Raw genomic sequence first — 15,789 nt, forward strand, 5'->3', positions numbered from 1 at the left:
CGATGATCAAGCCGCGCCACCGCTGCACAGGCTCGCGCTGGAATCTGCTCGTCCCGAACTCACGCGAGCGGTCGTTGCCTTGGTGTGGCGCGCGAGGCGATCGACAGGGCGTTGCTGCTGATCGATGCGGCAACGAACAGACTTGAGTCCTATCGTGTCGAACTCACGGGTGGACCCATCACGGCGGTCGCGCCGAGGCAGGCCGAGCGGGCTCGCGAGGATCGATACGCGGATGTCCGGGCCCGGTTGGCGCCACCGGCGCCAGGCGCCCGAACCAATGGGAAGTGGATCGACGCGGCAGGCGATGAGCACGACCTGGTCAGCGGCAATCGGGACGAATGGTTCGCTGCGGCCGCTGCCTACGCGCGCGAGCGCGGCTGGGTGAAAGGCAGTGCGGTCCTTGGCCAGACATGTAGAGGTCAAGTTCGCCATGCGTCTGCGCGCTCGTCACGCTGAGCGTCAACCAGACGATTCGCCGATCGACGAGACGATCGTGATAGATCGGCCGCCTTGCGGTGTCGCCGCGCCGGGCGAGTGGACCTGCGATGCCACCCTCGATGATTGGCTGCCACCGGGTGCCAAACTGACCGTGATCGACCGGGACGGCAACCGCTACACCTACCGGGGAACTGAGGACGCATGACGATCGAGGCCCGCTATCGCACTCTCGATGGTGGCCAGGTAGGCGAGGAAGTCCTCCACCTCGCCGCGGATGGTGTCGACCGGCTGGTCGAAGTGCTTGCCGCAGCGCCTTTCGGGGTCGCAATGCGACCTGTCGGGGCTGAGTTCGTCAACGAACTCATCGTGGGGATCCGCGGCGACCTTGGGGCGATCTACTTCACCGATGAGACCGGTTCTTGGTACACCGAAGGACCAACCCCCGACGACGAGGGTCCCGTCTACGCCGAAGTCGACTTCCCTGACCACAGCGAACTGCCGACTGACAAAATCGAACGGGCACTAGAGGAATATCTGCGGACTGGTGCGCGGCCGACCTGCGTTGCCTGGCAGGTCGACCCTTATTAGTCGGTGGGAGCGGACGCCGTGTTCGGGGCCGAACCGCCATGGTCGGCGGACTAGGCCGATGAATCGGCCGAGATGACGGTGGGTTCGCGGCCAGTCCGCCTGAACTCCCGAAGCCCGATGTGACCCGCCACGTTAGGGCGCCTGCACGCGTTCGACGCGGTCGATCGTCGGGTCGGCCCGTTCGCCGAGGAACTCCACCCAGGCCCGGCGGGCGCAGAAGTAGTGCTTGCCCGCCTCGGCGATGTCGAGGAAGGCGACCAGGGTTCCGGTCAGCCGCTCGGCCAGCGTCGCGTCGGCCAGACCGCCTTCCTCGGTGAAAGCCGTGTGGGCCTGTGCGAGGCTGAACATGTCGGGGTGGATGCTCGCGCCAAGGTGTTCCAGCGGCACCCGCAATGCCCAGAGCCCCCGATTGCCCCCGACCATCGAGGGTGACGCCGACATCAGCAGCCCGTTGCGCCCGGCCCACGGCTGCGGCCGAAACCGCGACGTCCAGTCGATCGCGTTCTTGAGCACCCCGGACATCGACGCGTTGTACTCCGGCGAGGCGATCACGAACGCGTCACTGGCTTCCAGTCGCCTGCGCAGTTCAGCGGCTTCCTCGGGAATCCCCTGCACCTTTTCGAGATCGCCGTCGTAGCTGGGTGCCGCGAAGTCCCCCATGGTCGCGACGTCGACGTGGGCGCCGTTGTCCCGAAGAATCTTCGCCGCCAAGTCGGCCAGCCGGGTGTTCAACGACCCGGCCCGCAGCGACCCACTGAAAACCAGAACTCGGACCTCGGCGCGCTCCATGATCTCTCCCTCGCTCCGACCCATGATGCGGGTGCGTCAGGACGGGCGCACGTCGACCTCTATCTCGACCCCGCGCACCGGTGGTGCGGGAAGGGCCGCCACAGCCCTGCGAGATGATGCTGGGTTTGCTTCCGGTCCGGATGAACTCCCGCAGGCGTATCTAGGCCGATGGGCGTGCCGGGATGATGCTCGGCTTGCCGCCGGTCTCCATGAACTCCCGTAGGCCGTCGATCACCGCTTCGATGGGGATCTCGGCGTCAGCGGTCATGTCTGTTACGTGGCCCATATAGACGTATTCCACGATCCAGTCCGGGGCGCCGTCGCCTTTGTTCGCCCACCGTCCTCGGCGTGATAGGCGATGAATCACTTGGATCGGCCGAGGCCCACTTCGAGTACTGGGGAGTCTTCGTCACCATCGATGGCGACCTGGATGGCCGCGCCGCCTTCGGGGAGGTCGGTTTCTCGGCGCACCCGCTCGACAAGAGCGTCCAACTCGGCGCTGGTGCGCACGATGGTCGCTTCGCCGTCGGCTTGGTCGTACCAAATTTCTAGCGTGACCATCGAGCCTGTCCTCCGGTGAACGTCTTGCGGTAGTTCGGGCCGTGAACGATCCGCCGACGGAGAAGTCTCTGGTTGTCGAACTACCCTGGTCGGCGGACTAGGCCGGTGGGCGTGCCGGGTGATGCGGGATCTCTGTGGGGCCCGCGATCTCGCTCGCGTTGTCCGCGTAGCTGTAGGTCACGGTCGACGCGCTGACACGGGCCTCCTGGTTAGGCGCTGGTCACCGACCTTACGAACATTGACCATGTGGTGGGTGTGACGGCCAGGGACGGGCCGTGGGTGTTCTTGGAGTCTCGGATGCCCGCGTGGTCCGGGGTGAGGGCGACTTCGACGCAGTTGTTCTCCAGGCCGGAGCTAAAGCTGCTCTTGCGCCACCCGCCGCGCGTCATGCGGCTTGCTGTCCTGCGACCTTGCTGATGAAGGTCGACCATGCAAGTGGCGCGATGGCCAGGGATGGGCCGTGGGTGTTCTTGGAGTCTCGGATGCCTGCGTGGTCTGGGGTGAGGGCCACTTCGACACAGTCGTTGTCCGTGCCGGAGCTAAAGCTGCTCTTGCGCCACCCGCCACGCGTCATCCCACTTGCCTTCCGACCGGTCGTACTCGTCCGCCAAAGTGGCGATGAGTACCCGGGATTCTTCCGCATCCAGCGCGACGCCGGCTATCTGGCGGATGAGTGAGCGGTGGAGCTCCACATACTCGGGATCCTCCAAGAACACCCCGGTGACGGCGCCGTCGAGGAAGACCAGTGGGCGGTGTCGCTCGTAGCCGAAATACAGGAATGAGCCGCCAAACAAGCTTTCGTGGCGGGCGGCCGACGGCACGATTCGGATCCCGATGTTCCACCGATCGGCAAAGAAGAGCATCGCGAGCAACTGCTCGGCCATGACCCGGTAGTCGCCGACCTCCAGCCGCAGCGCACGTTCATGGATGAAGAAGGTGAACCTGGCGGGACGGTTGCGGAAAAGGATCTTCTGCCGCTGGAGCCGAGCTTCGACACGTGCCGCGCGGAAGTCGTCGGTGAGGTCCTTGCGGGTGAACAGGGCCTGGATGTACGGCTCGGTTTGCAGCAGGCCGGGGATCACCTCTGGCTGGTAGTTCGCGATCCGGGTCGCCGACGCCTCGTGGAAGATCAGGGAGCGCATGGAGTCCGACATCCATTGGCCGCTGGGGCACAGCCAATGTCCCCGGTCGGTGTTCACCTCGCGGCAGAAGGCCGTCACGCGTTGCACGTCCTGATAGCTCGCCCCACAAGCGGCCAGGAAGTGGACGACCTCGATCTCGGATGTCGCCCCGCGCTTCCCAAGTTCCAGGCGGTTGAGGGTCGGCGGTGACTGGCCGACCCGTTCGCTGAGTTGGATCAGGGTCAGACCCGCCGCGACCCGGTGGGCCTTGAGCAGGTCACCCAGTTCGCGCCCGCCCGCGCTGTTCGTTGCTCCCATTCCCCACACGGTAGGGAGATCCGGTGCCCGGCCGCGTGCCATGAGCCCCGAATCCACCCCATCGCGCGAGTCGTTTCGAACAGTGAAACCGGTCTACCGCACCGGAACGATCCGTGCGCCCAGCGGCACCAAAGACACCGGGATCATCTTGAAATTCGCGATTCCCAACGGGATTCCGATGATCGTCACGCACAACAGGACACCGCTGACGAGGTGGCCGATCGCCAGCCACCAGCCTGCGACGATGATCCAGATGATGTTGCCGATCAGCGACGGCACGCCCGCGTCGCCGCGTGGCTCGATGGTGCGGCCGAAGGGCCAGAAGGCGTAGTTGGCGATCCGGAACGACGCGAGGCCGAAGGGGATCGTGATGATCAGGACGCAGCAGATGATCCCGGCCAGGATGTAGCCGACGGCCATCCAGAAGCCACAGAGCACGAGCCAGATGAGGTTCAGCAGCAGTCGCACCTGTCCCATTGTTCCCACGTCACCCTGAGACTCGCCACAACGGCTGGTCCCGAGCAGGATGGGAGCGAGCAAAGGAGTCGTCCATGCTGCCCAGCTACACCTCCGGCACGTCCACCGTCCCCCTGCTGGGCGACACCATCGGCGGGAACCTCGACCGCACCGTCGCCGCCCACGGCGACCGCGAGGCCCTGGTCGACCGGGCCACGAACCGCCGCTGGACCTACGGGCAGCTCGCCGAGGAGGTCGACAAAGTCGCGCGCGGCCTGAAAGCGAAGGGCGTCGGCAAGGGGGACCGGGTGGGGATCTGGTCGCCGAACTGCGCGGAGTGGGTGTTCGTCCAGTACGCCACCGCGAAACTCGGCGCGATCCTGGTCAACATCAACCCGGCCTACCGGGTGCACGAACTGGAGTACGTGCTCAACCAGGCGGGCGTGCGCACCCTGATCGCCGCGCCCGCGTTCAAGACCTCGGACTACTCGGCGATGATCGAGGAGGTCAAGCCGAAGTGCGCGGGCCTGGTCGACGTGGTGCTGATCGGCCAGGAATCTTGGGACGAACTGGTCGAAGGCGGCGCCGGGCAGGACCTCGACGGGATCGAGCTGTCGGCCGACGATCCGATCAACATCCAGTACACCTCGGGCACCACGGGTTTCCCCAAGGGCGCGACCCTGTCGCACCACAACATCCTCAACAACGGATTCTTCGTCGGGGAGCTCTGCGGCTACACCGAACAGGACCGGATCTGCGTCCCCGTCCCGTTCTATCACTGCTTCGGCATGGTCATGGGCAACCTCGCCGCCACCACCCACGGCGCGTGCGTGGTCATCCCCGCGCCCGCCTTCGACCCGAAGGCGACCCTCGCCGCGGTCGCCGAGGAGAAGTGCACCTCGCTCTACGGCGTGCCCACCATGTTCATCGCCGTCCTCGCCGAACCCGACGTCGACGATGTCGACCTGAGTGCGCTGCGGACCGGGATCATGGCCGGGTCACCGTGTCCGGTCGAGGTGATGAAGCAGGTCATCGAGCGGATGGGGATGGCCGAGGTGACCATCTGCTACGGCATGACCGAGACCTCACCGGTCTCCACCCAGACCCGCGCCGACGACTCGGTCGACCGACGGGTGTCGACCGTGGGCCGGGTCCACCCGCACCTGGAAGTCAAGATCGTCGACCCGGTCACCGGCCACACCGTGCCCCGCGGCGAGCCGGGGGAGTTCTGCACCCGCGGCTACTCGGTGATGCTCGGCTACTGGGAACAACCGGACAAAACCGCCGAGTCCATCGACGCCGCCCGCTGGATGCACACCGGCGACCTGGCGGTGATGGACGACGAGGGCTACCTCAGCATCACCGGCCGGATCAAGGACATGGTCATCCGCGGCGGCGAGAACATCTATCCGCGTGAGATCGAGGAATTCCTCTACACGCATCCGGCCGTGCTCGACGCCCAGGTCATCGGCGTCCCCGACGACAAGTACGGGGAGGAGCTGATGGCGTGGATCCGCATGAAGGAAGGCCAGGATCCCCTCACCGCGGAGTCCGTGCGCGAGTTCTGCGCGGGCAAACTTGCCCACTACAAGATCCCCCGCTACGTCCACGTCGTCACCGAGTTCCCCATGACCGTCACCGGCAAGATCCGCAAGGTCGAGATGCGCGCCGAGGCGGTCCGCCTGCTGGGCCTGAACCCCGGGACAAACACGGCTAGCTAAGCGTCGTCCACAGCAGTACCGCGTCGAGGCCGAGTGCCACGGCGGCCACGCCCCAGGCCGCCGCCGTGGTCGCCCGGTGGTTGACGCGCGCGCCCATCACGTCGCGGCGGGAGGTCAGCAGGATCAGGGGGATCAGGGCGAACGGCAGACCGAAGGCCAACACCACCTGGCTGCCCACCAGCGTCCGCGTCGGGTCGCCCGCCAGTGACAGCAAGGCGATCGCGGGCACCAGCGTGATCAGCCTGCGCGCGGCCATCGGGACCGTGCGGACCAGCAGGCTCGCCATCACCTCGGCGCCCGCGTGGGTGCCGACGGCGGTCGCGGCCAGGCCGGAGGCGAGCAGGCCGATGGCGAACAGCAGGGCGAAGTCGTCGCCGAGTCGGCCCGCGATGGCGTCGTGGGTCCCGCCCAGCGAGTCCAGATCGGATGAACCGGACAGGGCTCCGGCCGCGAGCAGCAGCAGGGCGATGTTGACCGCGCCCGCGATCGTCATCGCGATGGTGACGTCGGCCCGGGTCGTCCGCAGCATCCTGGCCAGTCCGTCTGGGCTGGTGCGCGGCCCGCGGTCCTTGGCCAGCGACGAGTGCAGGTAGACCGCGTGCGGCATGACCGTGGCGCCGAACATGCCCACGACCAGCCACAGGCTGTCGGCGCCCGCGAAGCCCGGGGTGACCCCGGACAGGATGTCGGCGTCGGTCGGCGGCGCGGCGACCAGGCCCGCGACGAAGCCGACGCCGATGATGACCAGCAGGGCGATCACGACGTGCTCGAAGATCCGCTGGCCCGCCTGGTCGCGCAGGATCAGCAAGACCGTGGACACGACCCCGGTGATCAGCCCGCCCACCATCACCGGCAGCCCGAACAGCAGGTTGAGCGCGATCGCGCCGCCGAGCACCTCGGCCAGGCCGGTGGTGATCGCCACGACCTCGGCCTGCGCCCAGTACGCGAGCCGGGCGCGCGTGCTCAGCCGGTCGCGCATGACCTCGGTGAGCGACTTGCCGGTGACCAGGCCCAGCTTGGCGGCCAGGTACTGCACCAGCCCGGCCATCCCGGTCGTGGCGATGACCACCCACAGCAGCGTGGAGCCGTACCGCGCACCAGCCGCCGTGCTGGTCGCCACGTTGCCGGGGTCGACGTAGGCGATGGCCGCGACGAATCCCGGGCCCAGCAGCGGGACACCGCTGCGCGCGCGGGGAACGCTGATGGCCACGCGACTCCCTTCCGCTCGTCGGTCGAGCTTGACACAAATGGTTAACGTGTCAACCATCTTGCCAAGTTAACTGTGAAAACCCGAGTCGGATGCGGGCAGCTGGTTGGTGTCCACTTTGTGGACGCCACCAGGGGTAATGTGGTGGAAATGACCGTGCGCGTGCCGTACGCCGAGGCGGCCAAAGCGCTGCTGCGGGACACCTTGCTGACCGCGGCGGGCGACCTCCTGCGCGAGCGCCCCTGGCCGGAATTGACGATGGCCGACGTCGCCAAGGCCGCGGGCGTCAGCCGACAGACCCTCTACAAGGAGTTCGGCTCCCGCCAAGGCTTCGCACAGGTGTACATCCTGCGCGAGACCGACCACTTCCTGCGCGACGTAGAGGCCGCGATCACCACAAACGTCGAAAACCCGCGCGCGGCCATCGCCGCCGCCTTCCAGGTCTTCCTCACCGCCGCCGCCGAGGAACCCCTGATCAAGGCCATCGTCGCGGGCGACGACAGCGACGGCCTACTGGAGTTGGTCACCAACCACGCGGGCCCAGTACTCGCGATGGCCACCGAGCGACTCTCGGCGTTCCTGGCCGAGACCTGGCCTGCCGCGAACCCCGACGCACTGCGCACAGTCGCGGAACTGCTGGTCCGACTAGCAGTCAGCTACGCGGCCTCACCGGCGAAGGCAGTGATTGAGACGGCGGACGCCGTGGCAGACATCTTCGGCCCGCACGTGGAGGGCCTGATCCAGCACTAGGAACGCCGCCCCCGCACCACATGCCCGACACCCAGCAGCAGCCCCAACGGCAGCCCCATGGTCAGAATCCACAGCCACGGCGCGTGCCGGTCAGTCGCCGCGAGCACGAAAATCGCGATCACCGCCAGCAGACCAAGGGCGAACAGGGCGAACGCGGCGGTGAGCATTCGGTCGCCGCGGGCGGGTTCGGTCATGCGGCAAGGATAGTTCGCCGTCAGCGAAGCCCACCCGTAACACCGGGCGGGGGTGGATACGAACTAACCCGAGCGTCCCGGGGTGGCCTACTCTGGTGGGACGCGCCCCGGGCACGCCCAGGGCGCGTTCGTCTTGCGTGCGACCGGGGTCCGTGCGCGCGGGCGAAACAATCGACAAGGGAACGGTGAGATCAGTGCCGACCGGCAAGGTCAAGTGGTACGACTCGGAGAAGGGCTTCGGGTTCGTCACGCAGGACGGTGGCGAGGACGTCTACGTCCGCGCTTCCGCGCTGCCTGCGGGCGTGGAGGGGCTCAAGGCGGGCCAGCGCATCGAGTTCGGGGTGGCCGACGGCCGCCGCGGGCCGCAAGCGCTGTCGGTCCGCCTCGTCGACGCGCCGCCATCGGTGGTGGAGGCGCGGCGCAGGCCCGCTGAGGAGCTGCACGGCCTGGTCGAGGACATGATCAAGATGCTGGAATCGGCCGTCCAACCCGACTTGGCGCGCAGCCGCTACCCGGAGAAGAAGCTGTCCAAACGCATCGCCGAGGTCATGCGCGCGGTGGCGCGGGAGCTCGATCCCTAACCGGAACGCGCTGGCGGCTCAGGAGTCCTGGGCCGCCAGCACCCAATACCCGGTCTGCACCAGCCTGTCGCCGTTGACGATGGCCATGCGCTGCACGGCGGCGAGCACCAGGCGGTCGTCCGGGTTCGGCAGTTCCAGGGTCCACGCGTGCTGCTTGTCCTTGGGCAGGAACACCTTGCTGCTGGCGTCCACCCGCTGCCCGTCGCGGTTGATGTACGAGAAGGCCACGCCCCAGGGCTGTTCGGCGATCTCGTTGGACACCGACACCTGCACCGGCTGACCCGGCCGCATGTCGAGCCGCACGATCGCGTCGCGGTCCTGCTCCTGGGTGCTGGTCTCGATGTCGAACAGCACGAACGGGGTGGCCCGCACGCTCTCGCCGTCGGAGTAGAAGGTCACGTCCGGCCGCGGCGGGGTGGCCGAGCACCCGGCCAGCAGGGCACCGGCCGCGACAGCGATCAGAAGACGACGCACAGGCCAGACCCTACGGCCCGGCGGGGCCCGCCGGCGGCGGCGGGCCCTCGTGCAGTGACGCGGGCCGCAGTCCCGGCATGCTGAAGCGCAGCGGCCGGTCGCCGCCGAAACCCGGGATGAGGGACTGGCCGCGCTTGGTCAGCAGCGTCTGCGCCAGACCGGCGGCCAGCAGCACCGACACGATCAGGAAGCCGAGCCACCAGATCGGCGGCAGCAGCACCCCGATCGCGCCGCCGAAGACCCAGCCGAGCTGCAGGACCGTCTCGGACCGGCCGAACGCCGACGCGCGCGACTCCTCCGGCAGGTCGTCCTGGATGACCGCGTCGAGGCTGTTCTTCGCCAGCGCGCTGGCCACCGCGCCGACCAGGCCGACCATGGCCGCGGTGACGATGCCCGCGGCGAACGATGCCACGATCGTGGCCGTCAGCGCGCCGATGACGCAGCCGATCACCACCTGCTCGGGGTGGCCGACGTGGATGCGCGCGCCGACGGCGTTGCCCGCGAAGCTGCCCAGCCCGGCCGCGCCCGCGATCAGGCCGAGCAGCAGCAGCTGCTGGACCGGGTCGGTCTCGTTCTGGGCGCGCACGGCGAAGGCGGCGAACATCATCAGGAAGCCGGTGAGCACCCGGATCGTGCCGTTGCCCCACAGCGAGACCAGCACGTGCCTGCCCATCGGCTGCCGTTTGGCCTGCGTTGGCAGCTTGGCGCTGATCGACGCGGGCACCTCGCCCTCGGTGACCTCGACCCAGGCCGGGATCCGCAGGGCCTGAACGGCACCGGCCAGGCAGATCACCACGGTGAACCACAGGGCGCCGGGGGAGCCGAAGATATGCGCGAACAGCGCGGCTATCGCGCCGAAGACACCGCCCGCGGCCAGCCCGAACACCGTCAGGCGGGCGTTGGTCTTGGCCAGGGTTATCTCAGGTGGCAGCACTCTCGGCGTGATCGCGGCCTTGAGCACGGTGAACGATTTGGACAGCACCATCTTGCCGAGCGCGGCCGGGTACAGGCCCCAGTCGTCGAAGTGCATCGCCATGATCACGCACATGAGCGCCTGGCCCGCCGACGCCGCGCACATCGCGAACCGGCGGCCCCGCTGCAGGCGGTCGAGCAGGGGGCCGATGACCGGCGCGAGGATGGCGAACGGGGCCACTGTGATCAGCAGGTAGAGGGCGACCTTGCCTTTGCTCTCGCCGCTGGCCGCCGAGAAGAACAGGGTGTTCGCCAGCGCCACGGCCAGCGCCGCGTCGCCCGCGTAGTTGAGCATCGTGGCGTAGGTGAGCGAGGACAGGCCGGACTTGTCGGCGCCGTCGGCGTTGGCCGCGCGCTTGAACGCCGTCACCGCCTGCTGGGTGAGCTGTCTGCTGCGCAGCGCGGCGACCCGGGTGACGGTCAGCTTCTTGGGGTAGTGCGTCGGCTGGTCGTGGGGCGGCCGCGGCCGGTCGTCGCGGGGCGGCGGGTAGTCGCCGACGTCGCCGTAGGTCTCGTAGGCGCCGGGCTCCAGCCTGCGCGTCGGCGGGCGGTGCGGCGCGGGCGGGCGCGCGGCCGGGATCGCGTCGGTCGGCGGTTCCTCCCGGCGCCACGGCGGCGGCTCGGAGTCGCGGCGCCACGGGGGCGGCTCGGACCTCGATGACGACTGCGGCCTCGGGTCCACGTGCCTGCGCCGCGGGTCGGCGGGCTGGCGGTGCGGGTCCATCGGCTGACGGGGTGGCTCGGCGGCGCCGCGGTTCGGATCGGCCTGATAGCCCCAGCGCTTGCGGCCCCCGCCGTCGCGGCGGCGGCCGGACGGTGGCTGGTCGGACCCGGAGCGCATCACATGTTCCATCCTGCCGTACTGAGGTACTTCCAAGTATCAAGACGTGCGAGGTCGCTCAGGGATGGCCCTCGAACCGAATCCGGAACAGCTTCGGCCAGAGCTTGCCGGTCACCAGGAACTCATCCGTTCCGGGCACGCTGGCGATGCCGTTGAGCACGTCGACCCCGGCGCGCTCCTGCGGCTGGAGCAGCCCGGCCAGGTCGGCGCGGCCGGTGACCGTTCCGGACGACCCGTCGATCCGCATGATCAGGTCGGTCTGCCAGACGTTCGCGTAGACCGTCCCGTCGACGCATTCGAGCTCGTTGAGCCTGGTCACGGGCCCGGTGTCGGCGTTGACCGTGACCTTGCCGGTCGGCTCGAAGGTGTCGGGGTCGCGGAAGGTGAGCACGTCGGAGCCGTCGCTCATCACCAGCCTGCGGTTCTTCGTGTCGTGGCACAGGCCCCAGCCCTCGCCCTGGTACTCGACCCGGCGGCGCTCGGTGAGGGTGGCCTTGTCCCGCTCGATGGCCACGCCGTCCTGCCAGGTGATCTGCCAGATGCGGTCACCCACGACGGTGATGCCCTCACCGAAGAGGTCACCCGACAGGGGGGTGCGCTGACTGACCGCGCCGGTGGTGGGGTCAGTCGCCCGGATCTCCGACTGGCCGACCAGGCCGGTGCCTTCATAGAGGACACCGTCGACAAGCTCCAGGCCCTGGGTGAAGGCGGCGCGGTCGTGCGGGCGCTCCTCGAGCACCTTGGCGGTCAGCTCGGTGACCACGGCGGGCGCGGCGCTCGACGGGCTGGTGGGGGCGGGCTGGGCGGGGCCGGAGCAGGCGGTGGCCAGGCAGGCCAGCGCGGCCGCGGCGGCGGTGCGGCGGAGTAACACCCGGCAAGCGTGGCACGGCTGTCGGACCTCTGATCGGCGTGGGGCACAATCTGCGGTGATGAGCCCGACGCCCGCACCAGAAGCCGCCACCGACCCCGACCTGCTGTCGGCGGTCGACTTCGCGCGCGCCGCCGCCGAGACCCAGGCGGGGGCCGAGGTCGGCAGGCACGTAGCGGCCCAGCCGGAGGACGCCGCGGCCGTCACCCACCTCTTCGACGCCGACAAACCCGGCTACCGCGGCTGGCGCTGGGCGGTGACGGTGTCCCACGCGGGCCCCGACACGCCGGTGACGGTCAGCGAGGTCGTGCTGCTGCCTGGCCCCGACGCGCTCACCGCCCCGGCCTGGGTGCCGTGGGAGCGGCGCGTGCAGGCGGGCGACCTTGGCGTCGGCGATCTGCTGCCGACCGCCCCGGACGACGACCGGCTGGTCCCCGGATACCTGGGCAGTGACGACCCGGACATCGAGGAAGCGGCGCTGGAGCTGGGCCTCGGCAGGCTCCGGGTGCTCTCGCGCGTCGGCCGCCTGGAGGCCGCCGACCGCTGGTTCGCAGGCGACTTCGGCCCCGGCGCGGACATGGCGCGCAGCGCGCCCGCGCACTGCGGCACCTGCGGTTTCTATGCCAAGGTCGCGGGATCGTTCGGCGCCGCCTTCGGGGTGTGCGCCAACGAGCTCGCGCCCGCCGACGGTCGGGTCGTGCACGTCGAGTACGGCTGCGGCGCGCACTCGGAGGCCGAGGTCGAGCAGATCTCCCCGGTGCTGGTCGCCGACCTCATCTATGACGACGCCACGCTGGACTACGAGCCCCGGCCCGCCAAGGCCGAGGTCCCGGACGAAGCGGAGGCACCCGTCGATGATCTGCCGGTAGGTCAATCTTCGGCCGATGTTGACGAGGTGGCGGACGGTGGCGCTCTGGCTGGCGGCGCTGACGCTGGTGAGAGCACTGATCCGGTGGATCATGCGGATCGCCCGTTAGCCGGCCCCGTGGCCGGTAGCGACGGGTGAGCGCGACCGATCCGTTCGACACCGCCGCGCTGCGGGCGGCGATCGTGGGGGCGTGGGAATCCTCGCCCACGCGGTTCCGTGAGGACGCCAACGCCGAGGAGGACCTCTACCTCGGCGGCTATCGCGACCGGCTTCTCGTCGAACTCGCCCAGAACGCCGCTGACGCCGCCGACGAGCCAGGCACGCTCCGAGTGTCCCTTGTGGACAACGAACTCCGGGCGGCCAACACCGGCCACCCGCTCGACGCGGCCGGGGTCGCGGCGCTGACGTCGCTGCGTGCCTCGGCCAAGCGCGGCGGCGGGGTCGGCCAGTTCGGTATCGGGTTCGCCGCCGTGCTAGCGGTGACCGACGATCCCGTTGTCCTGTCGGCCAACGGTGGCGTTCGCTTCTCGGCGGAGGACACCCGGGCGGCGGTCGCCGGACACCCGGATCTCAGTGCGCGCGTGGCCGAGCGGGCGGGCCGGGTGCCGGTGCTCCGACTGGCCTGGCCTGCCGGGGAAGCGCCGCCCGCCGGGTTCGCCACCGAGGTCCGGCTGCCCTTGCGGTCCGATGTGGACGGTGCGCGGCTGCTGGAGAACTTCGCCGCCCAGGCCGTCGACCTGCTGCTCGCGCTGCCCGGCCTGCGCCGGATCGAGATCGCCGACCAGGTCTGGGAGCGCACCGACGGCGACCGCGTCCGGGTTCAGGGCCCGGACGGCGTGTCCACCTGGCTGGTCCACCGCACCTCCGGCGAGTTCGCCCAGGAAGTGGCCGACACCCTCGGCGTCGAGGCGCGGCCACAGTGGACGGTCTGCTGGGCGCTGCCGGTGGACGGGCACAACATCCCCCAGCCACTCGGCCCGGATGTGCTGCACGCGCCGACCCCGACCGACGACCGGCTCTCGCTGCCCGCGCGACTGATCGCGAGTCTGCCGATCGAGCCGTCCCGGCGGCGCCTGCGTCCCGGCCCCGCGGCCGACGCCGTGCTGGCCGAGGCCGCGCGGGCCTATCCGGTGCTGCTGACCGAGATCGCGGTCGAGCATCGGACGCTGCTGGTGCCCAAGGCGGGTTTCCCACTGTCCGAAGTGGACGACCGGCTGCGCGAACTCGTCCTCGCCGAATTGCGGCAGGCGAAGTGGCTGCCGCAGGCGGGTTCGGCCAAGCTGATCGCCCCGGCCCGCGCCAGGGTCCTCGACGCCGACGGTCTGGCCGGGCTGCTCTCCCAGGTCCTGCCCGACCTCGCCGACCTGTCCGACCAGCGCCACGCCGCCGCCCTGGCCGCGCTCGACGTCGAGCGGATCGGGCTGGCCGACGTGGTCGAGTCGATCACCGGCATCACCCGGCCGCCGTCGTGGTGGCGCGAGCTGTACGCCGCGCTCGCCCCGGCCGTCGACACCGACCCGACCGCCCGCACCGAGCTGGGCGGCCTCCCGGTGCCGCTGGCCGACGGGCGCACCCTGCCCGGCCCGCGCGGCACCGTGCTGATGGACGGCGACGCCGACCTGCTGGACCTGTTGGCGCACACCGAGGTCGGCTCGCTACGGGTGGTGCACCCCGAGGCCGCGCACCCGATGCTGGAACGTCTCGGCGCCCAGCCCGGCGGGGCGCTCGACGTGCTCGACGGGCTCCAGGAGGCGGTCGAACGCAGCCTGGACGACGTCGAGTCCGGTGTGGACATCGACAATCTGGTGCAGGTCGTGCTGCGGCTCGTACGCGACGCCGGGGTGCGGGTGGGGGAGCGGCCGTGGCTGGGCGCGCTCGCGCTGCCGGACTCCGTCGGCGACTGGCGCCGGGCCGACGAACTGGCGCTGCCCGGCTCGCCGCTGCTCGACGTGCTCGATGAGGACTCGCCCATCGGCGTGCTCTCCTCGACCATCGATTGGCCGGAGTCGGTGCTCATCTCCTTGGGCGTCCTGGACGCGTTCGCGCTGGTCGTGGACGACGCGCCGACCGGGCCCGACCACGATCTCGCCGACGAGACGCGGTGGTGGGACGAGGCGCCCGAGCCGCCGCACCGGCTGCTCGCCGTGCGCGACCTCGACCTGGTCACCCCCGACGCCTGGCCGCGCGCGCTGCGGCTGCTCGCCGCCGAGCCCGAGACCTGGCGCGCGCTGCAGGAGCCCCGCGGCTACACCGGCTGGTGGATCGCCCGGCACGGCGTCATCGGCGGCGCCGCGCCCACCGAGTGGCGGATGCCCGACGCGTCGGAACTGGCCGGGCTCTACGACGTCGTGCCCGACCTGGGCTTGGATCCGCGCGTCCTCACCGCCATTGGCGTGCGCGCCGCGCTCGTGCTCGACACCCCCGACGACGCCGAGGAACTGCTCGGCCGCCTCGGCGACCTCGACCGCGGCATCGGCACCGGCGCGGTCCTGCGCGCCCACGCCGCCTTGGCCGAGGCCGTCATCGACGAGGTGTTCGACCCGTCCGACGTCCGCCCGCCCGCCGGGGTGCGCACGCTGGCGGACACCGTCGCCCACGACTGCTCAGTCCTCGACGCGCCGTGGCTGCTGGCCGTGGTCGCCGAGGACGCGGTGGTGTCGGCCGGACCGGACTTCGCGCTGGCCGAGTCTCTGGCCGACCTGCTCGACCTGCCGCTGGCGTCGGAGGAAGTGGCAGGCGAGCCCTCCTCGGCAGGCGAGTTCGTCCCGTGGTCCGACCTCGGCGCGGTCGCGGCGGCCTGCGAACTACTCGGCGTCGCGGTGCCAGACGGCGGGCCGATGGTCCACGACAAACTGATCATCCGCTGCGCCGACGGCGACCGCCCGGCCCCGTGGTGGGTCCAGGCCGACGTGGCGCACTGTGAGGACACCCCGCAGGCCATGGCGCGTGCGCTGGCGTGGACGACCGACCGCTGGGAAGACCGGCACACGCTGGCCGAACTCATCGAGGACCCGGCCAACCACCTGATCTAACTAGTGAGAT

The 15,789-nt window shown here is 70.0% G+C and carries 20 protein-coding genes; 7 read left to right on the forward strand and 13 right to left on the reverse strand.

The features are described 5' to 3' along the window. Positions 1 to 6: 6 nt before the first annotated feature. On the reverse strand, positions 7 to 432 hold the full coding sequence (locus BN1701_RS36130) for a hypothetical protein (RefSeq protein ID WP_157368281.1): 426 nt from the start codon (positions 430 to 432) through the stop codon (positions 7 to 9). On the opposite strand from BN1701_RS36130, the gene BN1701_RS29300 reads away from it, so the two are divergent. Together BN1701_RS29300 and BN1701_RS29305 are read left to right on the forward strand one after the other, a co-directional pair. Then, on the forward strand, positions 431 to 643 hold the full coding sequence (locus BN1701_RS29300; RefSeq protein ID WP_054054161.1) for a hypothetical protein: 213 nt from the start codon (positions 431 to 433) through the stop codon (positions 641 to 643). The two genes, BN1701_RS36130 and BN1701_RS29300, sit on opposite strands and share 2 nt — an antisense overlap. Continuing rightward, entirely contained in the window at positions 640 to 1,026 is a 387-nt protein-coding gene (locus tag BN1701_RS29305; RefSeq protein ID WP_054054164.1) for an Imm1 family immunity protein, read from the forward strand. Before BN1701_RS29300 ends, BN1701_RS29305 begins: the two co-directional genes overlap by 4 nt. Positions 1,027 to 1,158: 132 nt before the next feature. On the opposite strand, the gene BN1701_RS29310 is transcribed toward BN1701_RS29305, so the two are convergent. From BN1701_RS29310 to BN1701_RS29325, 7 genes are all read right to left on the reverse strand, one after another. Continuing rightward, positions 1,159 to 1,815, reverse strand: a complete 657-nt coding sequence (locus BN1701_RS29310; RefSeq protein WP_054056225.1) for an NADPH-dependent FMN reductase — start codon at positions 1,813 to 1,815, stop codon at positions 1,159 to 1,161. A 160-nt stretch (positions 1,816 to 1,975) separates the two neighbouring features. Next, on the reverse strand, positions 1,976 to 2,182 hold the full coding sequence (locus BN1701_RS37925; RefSeq protein WP_255364663.1) for an Imm1 family immunity protein: 207 nt from the start codon (positions 2,180 to 2,182) through the stop codon (positions 1,976 to 1,978). Further along, positions 2,179 to 2,376: an Imm1 family immunity protein gene (locus BN1701_RS37930; protein WP_054054166.1), complete on the reverse strand. Its 198-nt coding sequence runs from the start codon at positions 2,374 to 2,376 to the stop codon at positions 2,179 to 2,181. The genes BN1701_RS37925 and BN1701_RS37930 overlap by 4 nt, the downstream gene beginning before the upstream one ends. 209 nt (positions 2,377 to 2,585) lie before the next feature. Next, positions 2,586 to 2,765: a DUF397 domain-containing protein gene (locus tag BN1701_RS34840; RefSeq protein ID WP_082860134.1), complete on the reverse strand. Its 180-nt coding sequence runs from the start codon at positions 2,763 to 2,765 to the stop codon at positions 2,586 to 2,588. Continuing rightward, positions 2,762 to 3,019: a DUF397 domain-containing protein gene (locus BN1701_RS34845; RefSeq protein WP_369800644.1), complete on the reverse strand. Its 258-nt coding sequence runs from the start codon at positions 3,017 to 3,019 to the stop codon at positions 2,762 to 2,764. Before BN1701_RS34845 ends, BN1701_RS34840 begins: the two co-directional genes overlap by 4 nt. Further along, entirely contained in the window at positions 2,916 to 3,815 is a 900-nt protein-coding gene (locus tag BN1701_RS29320; RefSeq protein ID WP_054054168.1) for a helix-turn-helix transcriptional regulator, read from the reverse strand. Before BN1701_RS29320 ends, BN1701_RS34845 begins: the two co-directional genes overlap by 104 nt. A 93-nt stretch (positions 3,816 to 3,908) precedes the next feature. Next, a complete protein-coding gene (locus tag BN1701_RS29325) occupies positions 3,909 to 4,283 on the reverse strand; it encodes a YccF domain-containing protein (RefSeq protein WP_054056226.1) in 375 nt (124 codons plus the stop codon). 83 nt (positions 4,284 to 4,366) lie between these two features. Between BN1701_RS29325 and BN1701_RS29330 the strand changes: the two genes are divergently transcribed. Then, the gene (locus BN1701_RS29330) at positions 4,367 to 5,992 is read left to right on the forward strand and encodes an AMP-binding protein (protein WP_054054170.1); all 1,626 of its coding nucleotides are present in this window, start codon (positions 4,367 to 4,369) and stop codon (positions 5,990 to 5,992) included. Here BN1701_RS29330 and BN1701_RS29335 read toward each other — a convergent pair. After that, complete coding sequence (locus BN1701_RS29335) at positions 5,985 to 7,202, reverse strand: Nramp family divalent metal transporter (RefSeq protein ID WP_231949749.1); 1,218 nt, start codon at positions 7,200 to 7,202, stop codon at positions 5,985 to 5,987. The two genes, BN1701_RS29330 and BN1701_RS29335, sit on opposite strands and share 8 nt — an antisense overlap. Before the next feature lie 147 nt (positions 7,203 to 7,349). Here BN1701_RS29335 and BN1701_RS29340 point away from each other — a divergent pair, with 147 nt between their 5' ends. Then, the gene (locus tag BN1701_RS29340) at positions 7,350 to 7,949 is read left to right on the forward strand and encodes a TetR/AcrR family transcriptional regulator (RefSeq protein WP_054054176.1); all 600 of its coding nucleotides are present in this window, start codon (positions 7,350 to 7,352) and stop codon (positions 7,947 to 7,949) included. Here BN1701_RS29340 and BN1701_RS29345 read toward each other — a convergent pair. Then, positions 7,946 to 8,143, reverse strand: a complete 198-nt coding sequence (locus BN1701_RS29345; protein ID WP_054054178.1) for a hypothetical protein — start codon at positions 8,141 to 8,143, stop codon at positions 7,946 to 7,948. The genes BN1701_RS29340 and BN1701_RS29345 overlap by 4 nt on opposite strands. A 194-nt stretch (positions 8,144 to 8,337) precedes the next feature. Between BN1701_RS29345 and BN1701_RS29350 the strand changes: the two genes are divergently transcribed. Continuing rightward, a complete protein-coding gene (locus tag BN1701_RS29350) occupies positions 8,338 to 8,724 on the forward strand; it encodes a cold-shock protein (RefSeq protein ID WP_054054180.1) in 387 nt (128 codons plus the stop codon). A gap of 18 nt (positions 8,725 to 8,742) precedes the next feature. Here BN1701_RS29350 and BN1701_RS29355 read toward each other — a convergent pair whose 3' ends face one another. Genes BN1701_RS29355 through BN1701_RS29365 form a run of 3 tightly spaced genes read right to left on the reverse strand, consistent with a single transcriptional unit; the run spans position 8,743 to position 11,882 of the window. Continuing rightward, positions 8,743 to 9,198 carry a DUF2771 family protein gene (locus BN1701_RS29355; protein ID WP_054054182.1) on the reverse strand — a complete coding sequence of 152 codons (456 nt, stop codon included), beginning with the start codon at positions 9,196 to 9,198 and terminating at the stop codon, positions 8,743 to 8,745. Between the two features lie 10 nt (positions 9,199 to 9,208). Continuing rightward, complete coding sequence (locus tag BN1701_RS29360) at positions 9,209 to 11,011, reverse strand: MFS transporter (protein WP_082860137.1); 1,803 nt, start codon at positions 11,009 to 11,011, stop codon at positions 9,209 to 9,211. Positions 11,012 to 11,069: 58 nt separating this feature from the next. Further along, a complete protein-coding gene (locus tag BN1701_RS29365; protein ID WP_231949750.1) occupies positions 11,070 to 11,882 on the reverse strand; it encodes a glutaminyl-peptide cyclotransferase in 813 nt (270 codons plus the stop codon). A 58-nt stretch (positions 11,883 to 11,940) separates the two neighbouring features. Here BN1701_RS29365 and BN1701_RS29370 point away from each other — a divergent pair, with 58 nt between their 5' ends. Together BN1701_RS29370 and BN1701_RS29375 are read left to right on the forward strand one after the other, a co-directional pair. Further along, positions 11,941 to 12,885: a DUF3027 domain-containing protein gene (locus BN1701_RS29370; RefSeq protein WP_054054185.1), complete on the forward strand. Its 945-nt coding sequence runs from the start codon at positions 11,941 to 11,943 to the stop codon at positions 12,883 to 12,885. Then, positions 12,882 to 15,779: a sacsin N-terminal ATP-binding-like domain-containing protein gene (locus tag BN1701_RS29375; protein WP_054054187.1), complete on the forward strand. Its 2,898-nt coding sequence runs from the start codon at positions 12,882 to 12,884 to the stop codon at positions 15,777 to 15,779. Before BN1701_RS29370 ends, BN1701_RS29375 begins: the two co-directional genes overlap by 4 nt. Positions 15,780 to 15,789 lie beyond the last annotated feature (10 nt).

This window comes from Alloactinosynnema sp. L-07 (assembly GCF_900070365.1).
Classification (GTDB): domain Bacteria; phylum Actinomycetota; class Actinomycetes; order Mycobacteriales; family Pseudonocardiaceae; genus Actinokineospora.

What these genes read in the sequence shown, in the direction of transcription:
- BN1701_RS29300 (WP_054054161.1), top strand. Translation starts at nt 431, where the DNA reads ATGCGTCTGCGCGCTCGTCACGCTGAGCGTCAACCAGACGATTCGCCG.
- BN1701_RS36130 (WP_157368281.1), bottom strand. Translation starts at nt 432, where the DNA reads ATGGCGAACTTGACCTCTACATGTCTGGCCAAGGACCGCACTGCCTTT.
- BN1701_RS29305 (WP_054054164.1), top strand. Translation starts at nt 640, where the DNA reads ATGACGATCGAGGCCCGCTATCGCACTCTCGATGGTGGCCAGGTAGGC.
- BN1701_RS29310 (WP_054056225.1), bottom strand. Translation starts at nt 1,815, where the DNA reads ATGGAGCGCGCCGAGGTCCGAGTTCTGGTTTTCAGTGGGTCGCTGCGG.
- BN1701_RS37930 (WP_054054166.1), bottom strand. Translation starts at nt 2,376, where the DNA reads ATGGTCACGCTAGAAATTTGGTACGACCAAGCCGACGGCGAAGCGACC.
- BN1701_RS34840 (WP_082860134.1), bottom strand. Translation starts at nt 2,765, where the DNA reads ATGACGCGCGGCGGGTGGCGCAAGAGCAGCTTTAGCTCCGGCCTGGAG.
- BN1701_RS34845 (WP_369800644.1), bottom strand. Translation starts at nt 3,019, where the DNA reads ATGCGGAAGAATCCCGGGTACTCATCGCCACTTTGGCGGACGAGTACG.
- BN1701_RS29320 (WP_054054168.1), bottom strand. Translation starts at nt 3,815, where the DNA reads ATGGGAGCAACGAACAGCGCGGGCGGGCGCGAACTGGGTGACCTGCTC.
- BN1701_RS29330 (WP_054054170.1), top strand. Translation starts at nt 4,367, where the DNA reads ATGCTGCCCAGCTACACCTCCGGCACGTCCACCGTCCCCCTGCTGGGC.
- BN1701_RS29340 (WP_054054176.1), top strand. Translation starts at nt 7,350, where the DNA reads ATGACCGTGCGCGTGCCGTACGCCGAGGCGGCCAAAGCGCTGCTGCGG.
- BN1701_RS29345 (WP_054054178.1), bottom strand. Translation starts at nt 8,143, where the DNA reads ATGACCGAACCCGCCCGCGGCGACCGAATGCTCACCGCCGCGTTCGCC.
- BN1701_RS29360 (WP_082860137.1), bottom strand. Translation starts at nt 11,011, where the DNA reads ATGCGCTCCGGGTCCGACCAGCCACCGTCCGGCCGCCGCCGCGACGGC.
- BN1701_RS29370 (WP_054054185.1), top strand. Translation starts at nt 11,941, where the DNA reads ATGAGCCCGACGCCCGCACCAGAAGCCGCCACCGACCCCGACCTGCTG.